This window comes from Streptomyces sp. NBC_00454, from assembly GCF_041434015.1.
Classification (GTDB): Bacteria; Actinomycetota; Actinomycetes; order Streptomycetales; family Streptomycetaceae; genus Streptomyces.
On record NZ_CP107907.1, the window covers coordinates 4,855,247 to 4,871,935 of the forward strand.

General features: G+C 68.3%; 5 protein-coding genes. 2 read left to right on the forward strand and 3 right to left on the reverse strand.

Annotated features, from left to right (window positions below; translation table 11 throughout):
- Nucleotides 1–109 precede the first annotated feature (109 nt).
- Complete coding sequence (locus OHU74_RS22655) at nucleotides 110–1,069, forward strand: DeoR/GlpR family DNA-binding transcription regulator (RefSeq protein ID WP_371617573.1); 960 nt, start codon at nucleotides 110–112, stop codon at nucleotides 1,067–1,069.
- Between the two features lie 147 nt (nucleotides 1,070–1,216).
- Here OHU74_RS22655 and OHU74_RS22660 read toward each other — a convergent pair whose 3' ends face one another.
- Together OHU74_RS22660 and OHU74_RS22665 are read right to left on the reverse strand one after the other, a co-directional pair.
- Nucleotides 1,217–1,900 (reverse strand): DUF6193 family natural product biosynthesis protein, encoded by a 684-nt coding sequence (locus tag OHU74_RS22660; RefSeq protein WP_371617574.1) that lies wholly within the window; start codon nucleotides 1,898–1,900, stop codon nucleotides 1,217–1,219.
- 40 nt (nucleotides 1,901–1,940) lie between these two features.
- Nucleotides 1,941–9,110: an RHS repeat-associated core domain-containing protein gene (locus tag OHU74_RS22665; protein WP_371617575.1), complete on the reverse strand. Its 7,170-nt coding sequence runs from the start codon at nucleotides 9,108–9,110 to the stop codon at nucleotides 1,941–1,943.
- 560 nt (nucleotides 9,111–9,670) lie between these two features.
- Here OHU74_RS22665 and OHU74_RS22670 point away from each other — a divergent pair.
- The gene (locus tag OHU74_RS22670; RefSeq protein ID WP_371617576.1) at nucleotides 9,671–14,620 is read left to right on the forward strand and encodes an FG-GAP-like repeat-containing protein; all 4,950 of its coding nucleotides are present in this window, start codon (nucleotides 9,671–9,673) and stop codon (nucleotides 14,618–14,620) included.
- A gap of 92 nt (nucleotides 14,621–14,712) precedes the next feature.
- Here OHU74_RS22670 and OHU74_RS22675 read toward each other — a convergent pair whose 3' ends face one another.
- On the reverse strand, nucleotides 14,713–16,467 hold the full coding sequence (locus tag OHU74_RS22675) for a biotin carboxylase N-terminal domain-containing protein (RefSeq protein WP_330298237.1): 1,755 nt from the start codon (nucleotides 16,465–16,467) through the stop codon (nucleotides 14,713–14,715).
- Nucleotides 16,468–16,689 lie beyond the last annotated feature (222 nt).

Below are 16,689 nucleotides of genomic sequence, written 5' to 3' on the forward strand. Positions count from 1 at the left end.
CGCGGCGGGCCGACCGCGTATACCACTAGTTGCCCCACCGTATGGACAACTTCGGAATTCCGGCGCAAGGAGCTGAAAGCAGACGGTCGTTGGGGTTACTGTCAGTTTCGTGTTCGCTGCAGAACGTCGCCAATTGATCCTCGAAATGGTGCGGGCCAACGGAGCGGTATCGCTCCGGGAGCTCGCCCGCGTCGTCCAGACCTCCGAAGTGACCGTACGGCGGGACGTGCGGGCACTGGAGGCAGAAGGACTCCTCGACCGCCGGCACGGCGGTGCGGTGCTGCCGGGCGGGTTCACCCGTGAATCCGGCTTTCCGCAAAAGTCCCATCTCGCGACGGCGGAGAAGACCGCCATCGCCGATGTCGCGGCCTCCCTCGTCGAAGAGGGCGAGGCCATCGTCGTCGGCGCGGGTACCACGACCCAGGAGCTGGCCCGCCGGCTCGCCCGGGTGCCCGGTCTGACCGTCGTGACCAACTCCCTCCTGGTCGCCCAGGCGCTGGCCCACGCGAACCGCGTGGAGGTGGTGATGACCGGCGGGACCCTGCGCGGGTCCAACTACGCCCTCGTCGGCAGCGGTGCCGAACAGTCCCTCCAGGGCCTGCGCGTCTCCCGCGCCTTCCTCTCCGGGAGCGGCCTGACGGCGGAGCGCGGCCTGTCCACGTCCAACATGCTCTCGGCGAGCGTGGACCGCGCCCTGGTCCAGGCGGCGGCGGAGGTGGTGGTCCTGGCGGACCACACGAAGCTGGGCACGGACACCATGTTCCAGACGGTCCCCACGGACGTGATGACCCGCCTGGTCACGGACGAGCCCCCGCCGCACGACGACCGCGCGGGCACGGAGCTCCAGGCACTGGCGGACCAGGGAGTCCAGATCACGGTGGCCGGCGGAGCCGCGTCCCCCGGCGCCACGGGCGACGGCATGGCGGGCCGCCGCCCCCGCCGCGAATCCCCCCTCCCGGTCCAGCGCCGCGGCGGCCCCACGGCCCAGCTCCGCAGCGCGGGCATGATCCCGGACCCCCAGCCGGGCGAGCGCGAACGCGCGAGGGTGGCGGACATGCGGCGGCGGTGAGGGGCGCCCACGCAAAACGCCCGGCTGGGAACCCCAGCCGGGCGTTTTTGGAAATGGGCTGCGGTTATGGCAACACGAGCCCGTGTTGCCATGACCTATGGAAATCGCCTTTCGTTGCTATTCGGTTGAGGTGTCGGCAACCTCGAATCAGTCGCCACTGAGGGATTCGGCGGCTGCTGCAAGGGCTTCCTCCAGAGAGGCGGCGAGCCTGCCTGAAATTTTGGCCGCAGTGTCCTCCACCCGGTAGGTGCCTCCAGATGTCGGGATTACTTGTATTTCCCGGGCCCCCTGAACCCCGAAATTTGTGCTGAGTCGCAGAGTTCCGTGGCTGAGGTTGGGGAAGAGGTCGTGGAATCTGCCATCTGCGTGAAAGGCTTCCACTAGTGGGCGCTCCGCGGTGAATATCTCCGAGGTTCGCAGCCATTTCCACTGAGCCTGAGTCGAGTCACCTGTCTCGCGAGCTCTGGCCAGTCGGCCGGGAGTCATGAAGGGGAACTCCTCCGCGAACTCTTCCACTGGCGTACCGTCGCGCCATGCGCTGCATGCCGCGACCACCTCTTCGAGGTCCTCGGTCACGCCATCGGCCCAAATGAATCGATTCTCCTGGATCCCGAGGTGGAATGCTCTGCTCCGGTCGTCCAGCGACACGGAGATCCTTCCTCGAGATGAATCGACCTCAGCCGTTACGTAGAGCCCCGGCCCCGATTCGTATTGACTGTAGACCCGGCTCAAGTCGACGCCCTTCTTGCGGGCGGCAGCCTCTATCGCTGAGATGAGACCACCCATCGTGACGATGTCGGGATACAGGTCGCCCTTGATTGATTCCGTCATCACGGAGCCTCTCTCTGAACTCGACACGGTACGCGCAGGTCTAATTGATATAAGGCCTGATCCTGCCCATGGTTGACCAGTCCGGCTCCGGGATCGAGTAAGACTCGAGGACTCCCTTGGCGTTTGGTCGATAGAAGGTGATGGATGACCATTTACGGCCACCGTGCACGACAGCCCTGGCTATCATGCCGAACTCCACATCCGTGGCATATGGGTGCCCCGGCTTGAGTCCGTCCATGGCCGATTCTTTGAAGCTGCCCATACCCTTCATGTTCACATGAAGGTTGTTGGACGTGTCCCGGATGGCGGCCTCTACAGGCCCCTGCCACTCATCCTTACCGAGGTTGCCGAAGTGCTTGAAGCCCTTGTCTTTGGCCCAAGCGTAGGTTCCCTCCGACTTCTGCCCCAACGCTACGTCGCAATTGTGGACAAGGATTGGAGCGGCCCCGGCGAGCACGTAGTACGTGTGCTCGCTGGCAACGGTGAGGTTGCGGACCTTCTTCTGCTGGGTCCAGCGCTGGATCTCGGTGACCTGTACCCAGGTGCCGGAGGAGGTCTGGAGCCACTGGCCGGCTGTGAGATCGGTAGCCTTCAGCCACCGGTCCAGGCTCGGTGCCCAGAAGGGGTGACCGTCGGTCGCGGTCAGTTTCTCGGAAGCGTCACCCGCTGAGCCATCGGTGTCGATCGTGATCTCGACCAGGTTCTTCTGACCCTCGCCGATGATCTGCGCGACGACCGGCTGAGCCGTGGTCGCACCGGACTCCGCGTTGGTGGCCACGACCTCGTCGCCGATGGCGACGTCCTCGATCGGCTTGGACGAGCCGTCGGCCATGAGGACCTTCGTGCCGGGCACGAAGCTGTTGCAGGTTTCGCCCTGCTGCGAGCTGCCGCTGTCGGAGTCCTTGCCGTTCGACTTCTTCGGGGAGTCGGCCTTCTTCGTCTCCGAGGCCTTTGATGCCTTGCCGTCGCCGTCGGCCTTCTTTGCCTTTTGCGCGGAGGCCTTGCCCTGCTTGGCCGCCGCCGCCTTGGCCTCATCGGCCTTCTTGGCGGCTGCGGCTGCTGCCTCCTGGACCCTTCTCCGGGCGGCTGCGGCCTCTTCCTCCAGCTTTCTCGCGCGTTCGGCGGCTTCCTCTATCTGCCGCTTCCACTCGGCGAGGTCTTCGGCGTACTTCGCCATCGCCTGCTGGTAGCGCTCGACCCGCCTGAGGATGTCCCGTGCCAGGGCGAGCTTGTGAGACCAGCTGTTGAAGGCGTCCCACGCGCGGTCCAGCGCCTTGAGGATGCGCTTCGCACGTCCCGCGAACGGCAGTGCCGCGTCCAGAGCGAGTCCGGCGCACGCGCCCCAGTCGCCGCCCAGACAGTCACGGATGTCGTTGTAGCCCGAAGCGTCCTTCAGGATGCCCATCGCGACTTCGAGCGCGATGTCCAGGGCGCTCTTGCCCTGGATCATGTTCGCCCAGGCCGCCTCGGCGTCCGAGAAGTCCTTGATCGGCATGGTGGGCGGCGCGATCGACAGACCGCTGGGGTCGCTGAACGTCACCGGCGAGTTGTTCGCGTAGACGTACGGGTTCTGCTGCTTGGGCTCGTTGAAGTCGACGACGGGGTCGACCGACAGGAACCGGCCCGTCGCAGGGTCGTACTCACGTGCACCCAAGTGCACGAGCCCGGTGCTGTCGTCGAGCTCTCCGCCGACGAAGCCCTTCTTGCCCGGCCAAAGGGACGGGGCCGCACCGCGGACGTCGCCGTACGGCGTGAACTTCCGGCGGGTGACCACGGAAGTGGTCGCGTCGACAGCCGTCGTCGCCGTGCCGTTCTTGTCGCCCATCAGGTACGACGTTGTGATGACGCCGTCCTTGGCCGTCTTGACCATCGTCGGGCCGGACGGGTGGGCGTAGTAGCGGGTGCTCTCCAGCTTGCCCGCCGCCGTGAGCTTCACTTCGGTGCCCGGCAGATACAGCGTCGTGCCCGAAGGCTCGCGCTTGATCAGGCGGTTACCGCCGGCGTCGTAGACGAACTCCGTCGATTCCGTGCCCTTGGTGACCTTTGTTAGCTTGCCTGAGGCGTCCCACTCCAGGTTCTGGGTATTGCCCTGGATGGTGCGGGTCTTGGTGTTGCCCGTCTCGTCGTAGGTGTAGGACTCGGTGCGGGAGCCGCCCGGTCCGGTGGTGTCGACCTTCCTCAGCCCGTTGGCTCCGGCCTGACCGGGTGTGCCGTAGGCGTAGGTGCGGGTGACGTCCTTGGTGAGGTCACCGGTCGGGGAGTGCTGGACCTCCTTGGTGCGGTTGCCTGCCGCGTCGAAGCTGTACGAGTTCCAGTACGCGCTCGGACCGCCGACCTGCGGCTTCGAGTCGGGTCCGGAGGCGCCAGGTTGGGCCGCGCAGTCGTCCGTCGCGGTCCATGCATCGTTCATGCGGCGCAGGTAGTCGTAGGCGAAGCACTGCACGTCGGCAGTGGCGGTCGGGCCCTCCTTGTCGGTGACCTTCAGGATGTTGCCGACGGCGTCGTAGTCGTACGACGTGTCGTTGATCCGGCTGGGGGACTGTTCCTTGTCGTTGACCGTCCGGGTGAGGCGGCGGGTCTGCTCGTCGTAGAAGCTCGTGGAGTAGACCTGGGAGCCGGCCGGGCCGGATTCCGTGCGGAGCACGTCGCCCATGGGCGAGTAGTCGACCTTGCCGACAAAGGTCTTCCCCTGGATGCCCATGATGGTGGGCAGTTCGAGGTGGTTGTACTTGATGCTGGTGAGTTCGGCGGGCAGACCGCCCACGGCGGGCTGGTTCGTCCATGCCGTCAGGCCGGTGTTCGGCCTGTATCCGTTGGAGAAGCTGTATGAACCGGCGAGGGCCCCCTCCGACGCGGGGATGGTGATCTTCGTCCCCGTCGGGCGGTACTCGCTGTCGTAGCCGGTCACCTCCTGCGTGTAGGCGTTGCCGTTGACGTAGCGGGTCGATGCGACCGGGAGGCCGACGGCGCCCGGCAGGGTGTCGTACGTGGTCGAGGTCAGCTTCGGCCCCGTCACCGAACCCTCATGGGTGGCGATGACACGGCCCAACTCGTCGTACTCGGGGGCGATGACCTTGCCCCGGGCATCGGTCAGGGTGGCCAGGCGGTCACCCTGACCATACGTCATGGTCGCCGTACCCTTGTCGGGGTCCGTCTGCTTGGTCTGGTGACCGCGGATGTCGTACTCGAAGCCCCACTTGTCGCCCGCCTGATTGACGATCGACTCCATGGCGCCGCGCTGGTTGTACGAGAAGAGCATCTTGTCGTACGCGCCGGTCGGCGAGTCAGCGCGGAAGAGCCGAAGCTCCGTCTTGCGGCCCGCACCGTCCAGGAAGGCCCGGGTCGGGGTCTCGCCCTTCGGCGGGTCGACGGTGATGTTGTCTCCGCCGTACGAGGTGGTCGTACGGGAGGTCTCCAGGCCGAACTTGCGCGAGATCTGCGCGGTCGAGCGGCCCGAGCCGTCGTACTCGGTCATCGTCGAGGACGGGACCTCGTTGTCCTTCGGAGCCCACTGGACTCCGGAAGGCTCGCCGGCCGTGTAGTAGGCGCCGTTGCTCTTCCAGACCTGGCCGAGGCTGTTGTAGAAGGTGTCGGAGACGAGCCGACCGCCTCCGAGCGCCTCCATCTGGGTCTGGCGGATGCGCAGGCTGCTGTCGTAGATGTCGTAGCTGGTGCGGTAGGTGCCGTCGTCCAGCAGACTCTTGGTCGAGATGACGACCGGACCGTCGGTTCGGACGTCGTACGAGAACTCGCCGTCCGGAGACTTCGAGAGCGGGTCGCGGTCCGGGGACCAGACCTTGAGCAGTCGGCCGAGACCGTCGTACTGCATGACCTGGCGGCGGCCGTTGGTGTCCTGCTTGGCCAGGACCGAGCCGCGGCCCTGGTCGGTTTCCGTTGTATCGGTGTGACCGGCCGGATTGGTGGTCACGACCTTGGTGACGATCTGGCCTGATGCCGGCGTGTAGTCGACCTTGGAGGTCTTACCGAACACGTCGGTCGTGGTCTTCATGCGACCGTACGAGTCGAAGGTCGCGCTGCCGTCCGTGGTGTAGACCGGGGTGCCATTGGAGTACCCGGACAGCGACTCGGTGGACTTGAGGTTCCCCGCCGCGTCGTAGTACATCCGCGCGTCCGACGTCACGTCCGCCGGCCGCTGCAGGTTGGTGGCGTCGCACGCCTTGGCGACGTTCTCCACCCGCTTCTGCCGCGCGATGATCCAGCGCGTCTCGTCCGAGTCGTACTCGTACCGCGTGCAGCTGTCGTCCGACGGGTCGGCCACGTCGCCCTTGTTCGACACCCATTCGGCGAAGCCGCGGTTGTCGTACTTGGTCTCCATCGCCGTACGCCGCCAGCCGCGCCCGTCCGACAGCAGGATCCGGGAGTTGACCCCCGTCGTCTGCTGGACGAAGGACTGCTGCGGCTCCACGTCCTCGTCGGCCGTCGCGCCCTTGCGCACGCGCGTTGCCGTCGGGCCGTAGATCCACGGGGTGTACGTGGTCGCCGCCTCGAGGGCGCCGCCCTCGCCGTTGTACGCCAGGACCTCGCGGGTCTGGCCGGCGTAGAGGCGGTGGTCCGCGATCTCGTTGCCTTCGGAGTCCTTGACCTTGACCGACTTCTTGCCGCCCGCGGGGGTGGCGCGGTCACCGTCGAGGCCGCGGAAGAACAGGGTCTCCGTCTGCGAGCGCTTGTCCGGCGCCGAGCCGATGAAGGTGCGTACCCGCTCGTAGCCGCGCCACTGGGACCAGGTGCGGGTCTTGGGCCGCATCATTTCGGTCTCGTCGTCGAAGGCCCACGCCGGGTTGCCGAGGAACTCGTACTCGGTGCGCCGCGTCGGCGAGTTGCCGTTGCGGTCCTCCTCCTGGACCCAGTCCACGACGTGCTTGTGGAACCAGTCGGTGGTGTAGAGCTTCTTCTCGTGCTTCGGGTCGTTCGGGTCCGGGATCTCGGAGATCACCGGGTAGCAGCGCAGGGTGTTCGACTCCGGTGAAGCCGGCATGACGCGCGGGTCGGCGGTGCGGCACTCCGGGTCCTTGTAGTGCGCCAGGATCGTCGAGCCGGTCTCGCTGTCGATCGCCTCGATGCGGTAGCGGCGGTACGGGGGCTTGCCGTCGCCCTGGCCGTCCACGCGGTTGTCGAGCTGCTTGCCGCGGAACTTCACCGGCGGCATCGGGGTGTCGGCCCCGTTCTTGCCGGTGTGCTTGATCTCGCCGAGCCACAGCGGGTAGTCCGTGCCGTCGCCGGTCATCGGGAAGTCCTGGGTCAGCTTCCAGGAGTCCACCGGGTTGCGCTTGGTGCCGTTCCAGACCGAGGTGCTGATCTCGGTCAGGCGCTTGCGGGTGAAGAAGGTCGGGGTGAACCGCCCCTTGCACTCCTCGCCCGCCGCGCAGAGCTGGTCACCGGGGGTGTCGGGCCAGTTCTTGGCGATGTCCCAGGCGACCTCCGGCTTCAGCTTGGCCGGGTCGCAGTCGAAGTTGGCCGTGACCAGGCAGCGTTCGGCGACCGTGAAGTTGACCTGGGCCGGGGCCTCGGCGAACAGGTTGTCGTTGCGCAGGCCGTACGAGATGTGGTCCAGCCAGCCGGAACGGTCGTACGCCCGGGCGGTCGAACCGCCCGCGATCTTGTAGTTCGACCCGTAGTGGTTGACCTCCTTCTGGTACCAGTAGGTCATCGCGTTGCCGCGCGGGTCCACGACGTAGTCGAGGTTCCAGCGGTAGGCCTGGTCGCAGACCGCGTCGGCGAACACCGCGTTGTAGCAGGGCTCGCCGGGCTGGTTGCCGTAGACCGGGACGGTCCAGGCGGAGTTGGTGACGGGCTTGCCCGCCGCCCAGCCGGACAGCTTGTTCAGGCCGAAGTAGAACTGGATGCCCTGGGGGTTGGTGAACCTCCAGTGGTCACCCTCCTTGTCGCCGTTCTGGGCGCCCTGGAGCAGTTCGACCCGCGAGCCGTCGTCCTTCGCCGGACGCCACTTCTTGGTGGCGTCGTCCAGGACCAGCTGCTGGGAGCCGCCGTTCAGCGACAGCGTGACCATCGGTGGGCCGTGGCAGAGGTCTCCGGTGTCGTCCTTCGGGTTGTTGAACCCGGAGCCCTCCTTCTTGTCCTGGCTGCAGGGGACGAAGCCCCGCTCGATGTAGTTCGAGGCCAGGTCCCAGCCGTCGCCGACCCAGGAGGTCTGCTGCGCGGAGGCCGAGGTGCGGCCGTCGATCTGCGCGCTCGAGTAGCCGAGGGAGAGCGAGGGGCTCGGGCCGCCGAGGGAGGCGGGGATGTCCATCGGGTAGGACCACGAGAAGTCACCCGCGGAGCCGCCGGCCTGCCAGGCACCCGAGGGGTTCAGGGAGGTGGCCTTGTACGTGCCGTTCGCGCCGTCGGCGCCGGGGGTGGCCGCCAGCATCATGCCCGAGGTGCCCGAGGCCGCCGTGACGGCGGTGACCGAGGAGGCCGCGGACAGCTTCATCTCGGCGTTGCCGGACGGGGTGACCGGGGCGGAGGACGAGGCCGGCGCCATGAACGTGGCGACGAGCTTGCCGGTCACCGGGTCGTTCTTCGTCGTGACCGGGACGCTGCCCTTGCACTCCGGCTTGTCCGGAGTGGTCGCCGCACACGCGGGGACGGCCGTGAAGCGCAGCCGGGAACCCCAGCTGCCGCCGTACGCGTTCTTGAAGGCGTCGTAGTCGAGCTCTACGGAGACGGGCGCGGGGGCCGTGCCGGAGTCGGTGCGCTTCACCGACAGCAGCAGGCTGTTCGCCAGCCCGGCCCGCTTCGCGGCGGCCTGGTCGAGCAGGCCGACCTTCAGCTTCACCGGCTTGGCGGCGGCGGCCGCGTCATCGGCGGCCGCTCCGGCGGCGGGGCTCTGCTTGGCGGCGCTCTTCGGGGCGGACTGCGGGTCCGTCGCGAGAGGAGCCGGGAGCGCGGCGAAGGTCACCGGGAGCGCGCCCGCCTTGACGGGGTTGCCCGGGGTGTTCGCGGGTCCCAGGGCGAAGGCCCCGGCCGTGCCCCGCGCCGACTTCAGGTTGACGAGCGGCGGCGCCGACGCCTCCGGAAGGTCGATGTCCGCCGAACCGGCCTTCGGCCAGGCGATCTTCGGAGCGGAGGTCTTCCACGCCTTCTTCTGCGATTCGGCGGGGCCCGCCGCGGGCTTGCCGGTGACGGGCGCTCCACCGACCTTGGTGAGCTTCTGCAGGCCCGGCCGCTCAGGGTCGGCAGTGCCCGCCATGGCGGGTGTGGCGGTGAGCCCGGCGGTCAGCAGGCTGAGCGCCAGGGCCGGTATGGGCCACCGCCAGACACGCCTCAGTGGCGCACGGAATACGTGCGCCTTGGATCTTCTCAAAATTCGAACACTCCAAGCCGTCGCGCGCGGTGAACAGACGCCGCGCTGGTGAGCGATGGCTGAACCTAACAAGCGCGTAAGAGCAGGCTGTGAGTGACCCCGGGCAAAAGAAAGGGCAAAGTTCAACAAAAGTTTGCAGGTCAGAAAGTCGCAAAAGGGTTGTACAGCAAAACGGCTCAACTTTCAGGGCGTGCTTTGTGCGACCTGATCAAGGCCGGGCCTCAAGGGGACTCCCGTACGGATCCGCACCCTCGGGCTGCTACAAATCATTCGAACAACCGGAGACCGAACGCCAGGATGGCTTAGTTCCAGCCAATGGTGCGAGGTCGTCTCAGCCACCGGTCGGCCGCCCCGCAGCGGCCGCCGAACCGACCCTTGGGGACCTGCCAGTGAGACCACTGCCGACGCGCGCCCGCGCTGACGATCCGCCCTCCCGCAGAACGCCGATGCTCGCCACGGCGACCGTGCTGACCGCTGCGCTGACCGCCACGCTGCTCGGCGCCGTACCGGCCGGCGCGGCGGGAACGGCCGCCGCAGGCAAGGCCGAAGGGCCCCTGTCGGAGGCGGAGGTGCAGGCGCGCGCGAAGGGCGACGCGAAGAAGTCCGGCAAGCCCGTCGAGATCACCTCGAAGCGCACGATGACCGACGACGTCTGGGCCAATCCGGACGGAACGCTGACCGCGAACCACGCGCTGGTGCCCGTACGCGTCTACCGCGGCGGGAAGCTCGTCGACGCGGACACCACCCTGGCGAAGGGGTCGAACGGGCGGATAGCCCCCGCGGCCACCGCCGTCGGCCTCAGCTTCTCCGGCGGCGGCACGGCCCCGCTGGTCACCATGGAGAAGGACGGCCGGGACGTCTCCCTCACCTGGCCGAAGCCGCTGCCCGCGCCGAAGCTCCAGGGGAACACCGCCACGTACGCGGAGATCCTGGAGGGCGTGGACCTCCGGGTCGTCGCCGACGTCAACGGCTTCTCCCACCAGATCGTCGTCAAGACGCGCAAGGCCGCCGACAACCCGGCCCTCGCCTCCCTCGACTTCGGCCTGGAAGGCAAGGGCGTCACCGTCAGCAAGGAGTCGAACGGCGAGCTGCGCGCCCTCGACCCCACCGGCAAGCTCCTGTTCAGCGCGGCGAAGCCGCAGATGTGGGACTCCGGCGCCGAGAAGCCGGCGGCTCAGGCTCCGGCTCCGGCTCCTGCGCCGACCCCGGCCGCGAAGGCCCCGAAGGCCGCGACCACCCCCAAGACCTCCGCCCCGCAGGCCCTGTCCGGCGCCGACGCGCAGGCGGCCCCGGCCCCGGCCGCGCAGCCCCCTGCCGCTCAGGACCCGGCCGCGCCGGCCGCCGGCAACCCGGTGGCTGCCGTGGACGGCATCTCCAACGGCACCAAGGAGGCCGACCTCGGCGTCGACCTCAAGGGTTCCAAGCTGACCCTCACCCCCGACCGCAAGCTGCTCGCGGCGGCGGAGACCACGTACCCGGTCGTCATCGACCCGGTGTGGCGGGACGACTGGAAGTCGGCCTGGGCGATCGCGTACAAGCACACCGCCTACGCCAACTCCGCCAACACCAACTACTGGAACGGCGGCACCCTCAGCAAGGACGCCCGCGTCGGCTGCGCCAAGGACCCCAACGGCGGCACCGTCTGCGCCAAGACCTTCTTCCAGGTCGGCATGGGCACCATGTGGGACAAGCAGATCCTGGAATCCACCTTCCGCATCCAGCAGAAGTACGCGGGTTCCTGGAGCTGCAAGTCCGGCGAGCTCCAGATCTGGGACACCGACGCCATCGGCGGCGGCACCACCTGGAACAACCAGCCGGCCTGGAAGCGCATGGTCGACTCCTCCGGCCAGTCCTTCGGCGGCCGCAACTGCCCCGGTGACGGGGACACCATCGAGATGAACGTGACCTCCGCGGTCGCCGACGCGGCCCGCTGGCACTGGCCGGCGTGGACCATGGGCCTGAAGTCCGCCAATGACACCGTGGACGTGTCCTGGCGCAAGTTCAACCCGGACAGCGCCCGCATCTCGACCCGGTACAACACGCTGCCCGCCACCCCGTACGACCGCACCACCGACCCCTCGGTCGAGTGCACCGGCGGCCAGCCGATCGGTACGACCGACCAGGTCGTGCTGCGCGCCCGCATCGCCGACGCCGAGGACAACTCGCTGTCCGCCGAGTTCCACTACTGGAAGGCGAGCGACTACGGCACGCTGAAGACGGCCCGGGTCCCGGTCAGCAGCGGGAACGTCGCCCAGCTGGTCCTGCCGGCCGCGGCCCTGGGCAGCGACACCTACCGGTGGGACGTACGGGGCAACGACGGCGCTGCCGACGGCCCCTGGGCCGGACAGTGCCTGTTCACCATCGACCGGACCCGGCCGGGCCACCTGCCCGGCGTGTCCTCGGTCCAGTTCCCCGAGAACCAGCCGGACAACACCGGCTACGCCCGTACAGAAGGAACGTTCAAGCTCAGCTCCGGCGGAGAGTCGGACATCACCAAGTACCAGTGGTGGACCGAGTCCGACCCGAAGGTCCGCGATGCCGCACCGGCGGCCGCCGGCGGCTCGGTGGACGTGAAGTACACGCCGACCACGGCCGGCCCGCAGATGCTGTACGTCCGCAGCCTGGACGCCTCCGGCAACCGCTCCGACCTGAAGTCGTACTTCTTCTACGCCAAGCGCCAGCCGGTCCGCGACAAGCCCGGTGACCTCAACGGCGACGGCTCCGTCGACATCTGGAGCGTCGACCCGGGTTCGGGCCAGCTGTGGATGCACCCCGGCAAGGGCGACGGCCAGTTCGACCTGTCCAGGAAGCTGGAGCGCGGCTCCTTCTCCAACACCAAGTCGCTGAGCCACCGCGGCAGCTGGAACGACACGGACTACTACGAGGACCTCGTAGCCCTGCGTCCGGTCAACAACGACCCCACCCACAACGCCCTGTGGGTCTACCCCGGCAAGGGCGACGGCGACCTCCAGCCCCTGGACGCCAACGCGTACGAGATGGGCACCTACACCGAGGAGAACCGGCACTGGGACCAGGCCGACCAGGTCCAGGTGATCGGCAGCGTCAACGACGACAACGGCGACGGCAAGGTCGACGACACCGACAAGCCCGACCTCCTCGTCAAGGCGGGCGCCGAGCTGTGGCTCTACTTCGGACAGCCCGACGGCATGGTCGACCTGCCCGGTCTCGAACCGAAGCGGCTCGGCAACCTCGACTGGCAGAACATGACCGTCATCGCCCCGGGTGACCTCAACGGCGACTCGCTGCCCGAGATCTGGGCCCGCGACAAGGTCAGCGGCAAGATCCACCAGTACACCAGCAAGAAGACCACCGACACCACGTCCCCGGCGCTGATCGACCTGGCCGTCTACGCGGACCCGGCCGCCCGGATCGCCTCCATCGGCACCGGATTCACCGGCGCCGCCTACCCGCACCTCTCCAGCAACGGCGACTTCGAGAAGGACGGCTTCGTCGACCTCTGGACGCGCGACGGCAACGGCGACAGCTGGGAGTTCCCGGGCCGCGTCCTGACCAACGGCTCGGCCTTCGGAGCCGCCAGGAAGCTGGTCCTCGGCGGTACGCCGTGGTCCCAGTGCCAGGACTTCAAGGCACCGGGCAGCACCACCGCGCGCAAGCTGTGCGGACCGGTCCTGGCCAAGTACCTCGCCAAGGGCGGGGCCGCGGTCCTCGGCTACCCGACCACCGACATCACCGAATCCAGTGACGGCGTGGGCCGCTTCGTGCACCTGCGCAGGGAGGGCTCGGGCGAGGACACCGGGTCCATCTACTGGCACCCGGGCAGCGGTGCCTGGACCGTGGTGAACGGCATCCGCCAGAAGTGGATGAGCATGGGAGCCGAGACGGGCCCCATGGGTTACCCGACCTCGGACGAGGCCCTGACCTTCGACAACGTCGGCTGGTTCGGCACCTTCAGCGGGACCGACGGCGGCGCGATCTACTGGACGCCGGACTTCGGCTCCTGGTCCGTCTTCGGCACCATCTACAAGAAGTACCTCGCGCTCGGCGGCCCCAGCGGCCCGCTCGGCTACCCGACCACCGACGAGACCAGGAACGCCGACAACGTCGGCCGCTACAACCACTTCCGCCACCGGGGACAGACCTCCGACACGGCCTCCATCTACTGGACGACCACCACCGGCCAGGCCTGGTCGGTCCGCGGCACGATCCGCCAGAAGTGGGTCGGCCTGGGCGCCGAGAAGAGCTTCCTCGGCTACCCGCAGTCGGACGAGTTCGACGTCTACGGCGGCCCGCGCGAGGACTTCTCGGGCGGCTACATCCGGCACAACCACACCACGGGCGTCAGCGTCGAGCACAAGGCGAACGACCGCACCGCGAACCTGCGCACGGACCTGTCCGGCGACTTCAACGGTGACGGCCGGGCCGACATGGCCACGGTCTACGACTTCGGCTACGGCACCACGGCGCTCTACGTCCTGCCCGCCAAGACCAACGGCGGGATCAGCGCGCCCGTCCTGGCCTTCAACAGCGGTTGGAACAACTTCGCCTACGACCACGCGCAGTGGGTCGCCGGTGACTTCAACGGTGACGGCCGCGACGACCTGGCCGCGCTCTACGGCTACGACGACGGCTCGAACGGCATGTTCACCTTCCTGGGCAACGCCGACAACACCTTCACGAGCCTGCCGCGCAGCGCCTACGTCCCCGCGGGGAACTGGGACGCGAAGAAGGCCAAGCTGGTCGCCGGCGACTTCAACGGCGACGGCCGCGACGACGCCGCCATGTTCTACGACCACGGCGGCTCCACGGGCGCGCACACCTTCCTGTCCAACGCGGACGGCTCCTTCAAGGCCTCCTTCGGCAGCTGGCGCTCGGCCCAGGGCGGTTGGTACTGGAACGAGTCCAAGCAGGTCACGGGCGACTTCAACGGCGACGGCCGCGACGACATCCTCGCCATGTACGGCCACGGCGACGGTTCCGTCGAGATGTACACGCTGCTCGGCAAGACCGACGGCGGCTTCGCGAACCCCGTGCGCTCCTGGAACCGGACCCCCGGCAACTGGGAGTACAACAAGAGCCGTCTCGTCTCGGGCGACTTCAACGGTGACGGCCGCGCCGACGCCGCCATCATGTACGACTACGGCAACGGTCACTCGACCCTGTTCACGCTGACGGGCAAGCCCGACGGCGGGGTCAACGAGGACTTCGCGAGCTGGACCGTCCCGGACGGCAACTGGTTCGGCGGTTCGATCGGACTGCTGACCGCCGGTGACCGGAACAAGGACGGCCGCGACGACCTCGCGATCATGTACAACTACGCCACGGGAGCGACCTCGACGATGTTGTTCAAGGCCCGCGCCGACGGCGGGTTCGAGGACTACCTCAAGAGCTGGTCGGCAACGCCCGGCACCTGGTAACAGGTCTCAGAACGCCGCAGGCCCCCAGGACCCGATCGGGTCCTGGGGGCCTGCGGCGTTTCGCGGCCTTGCGGCTTTCGCGTCCTGCGGGATCAGTCCTTGATCTCGCAGATGGTGGCGCCGGAGGTGAGCGAGGCGCCGACTTCGGCGTTGAGGCCCACGATGGTGCCGGAGCGGTGCGCGTTGAGGGGCTGCTCCATCTTCATGGCCTCGAGGACGACGACGAGGTCGCCCTCGTTGACCTGCTGGCCCTCTTCGACGGCCACCTTGACGATGGTTCCCTGCATGGGGGAGGCCAGGGTGTCGCCGGAGGCGGCCGGGCCGCTCTTCTTGGCGGCGCGGCGCTTGGGCTTGGCCCCGCCGGCCGCTGCGGTGCGGGCCAGGGTCATGCCGAGCGAGGACGGCAGGGACACCTCGAGGCGCTTGCCGCCGACCTCGACGACCACGGTCTCGCGGCCGGGCTCGTCCTCGGTGTCCTCGACGGCCGGGACCACGAACGCGGGGATCGTGTTGACGAACTCGGTCTCGATCCAGCGGGTGTGGATCGTGAACGGGTCCGAGGTGAAGGCCGGGTCGGCGACGACCGCGCGGTGGAAGGGGATGGCGGTGGCCATGCCCTCCACGTCGAACTCGGCCAGCGCGCGGGCCGCGCGCTGCAGCGCCTGCTCGCGGGTGGCGCCGGTGACGATGAGCTTGGCCAGGAGCGAGTCCCAGGCGGGGCCGATGACCGAGCCGCTCTCGACGCCCGCGTCCAGGCGGACGCCCGGACCGGTCGGCGGGGCGAACTTGGTGACGGTGCCCGGAGCCGGCAGGAAGCCGCGGCCCGGGTCCTCGCCGTTGATGCGGAACTCGAAGGAGTGGCCGCGCAGGACCGGGTCCCCGTAGCCGAGCTCTTCGCCGTCCGCGATGCGGAACATCTCGCGGACCAGGTCGATGCCGGTGACCTCTTCGGTGACCGGGTGCTCCACCTGGAGGCGGGTGTTGACCTCGAGGAAGGAGATCAGGCCGTCGGCGGAGACGAGGAACTCGACGGTGCCCGCGCCGACGTAGCCGGCTTCCTTCAGGATCGCCTTGGAGGCGGCGTACAGCTCCGCGTTCTGCGCCTCGGTCAGGAACGGCGCGGGGGCCTCCTCGACCAGCTTCTGGTGGCGGCGCTGGAGGGAGCAGTCACGGGTGGAGACGACGACCACGTTGCCGTGGCTGTCGGCCAGGCACTGGGTCTCCACGTGGCGGGGCTTGTCGAGGTACTGCTCGACGAAGCACTCGCCGCGGCCGAAGGCGGCGACGGCCTCGCGCACGGCGGAGTCGTAGAGCTCGGGGATCTCTTCGAGGTTCCGGGCGACCTTGAGTCCGCGTCCACCGCCACCGAAGGCGGCCTTGATCGCGATGGGCAGGCCGTGCTCCTGGGCGAAGGCCAGGACCTCGTCCGAACCGGATACCGGGTCGGGGGTGCCGGCCACGAGCGGCGCGCCGGCGCGCAGCGCGATGTGGCGGGCGGCGACCTTGTCACCGAGGTCGCGGATGGCCTGCGGGGGCGGGCCGATCCAGATCAGGCCCGCGTCGAGGACGGCCTGCGCGAAGTCGGCGTTCTCGGAGAGGAAGCCGTATCCGGGGTGGATGGCGTCCGCGCCGGAATCGGCTGCGGCCTGCAGGATCTTGGCGATGTCCAGGTAGCTGGCGGCCGGGGTGTCACCGCCCAACGCGAAAGCTTCGTCGGCCGCTCGGACGTGCAGAGCGTCCCGGTCCGGATCGGCGTAGACGGCTACGCTCCCGATTCCGGCATCCCGGCAGGCCCGAGCAACACGGACTGCGATTTCGCCACGGTTGGCGATGAGCACCTTGCGCACGATGGCTCCCTCCTTGAAACAAGCTGAGTTTAGGGACAGCCCACACGGCCTTTCGACCCTTCCCCGATGGTGACCTTGCCCACACAGAGTGTGATTTGAGTCGACTTCGAGTCGAAAACCCTTGTGACGCCCCACGTCAGGGGGATCCCCGACTGCACAGTAACCCCGACGCGTGTCCCGGGTCTCTGTCCGGCAGGTTAGCGGGCCCGGGTGAATCTTTGT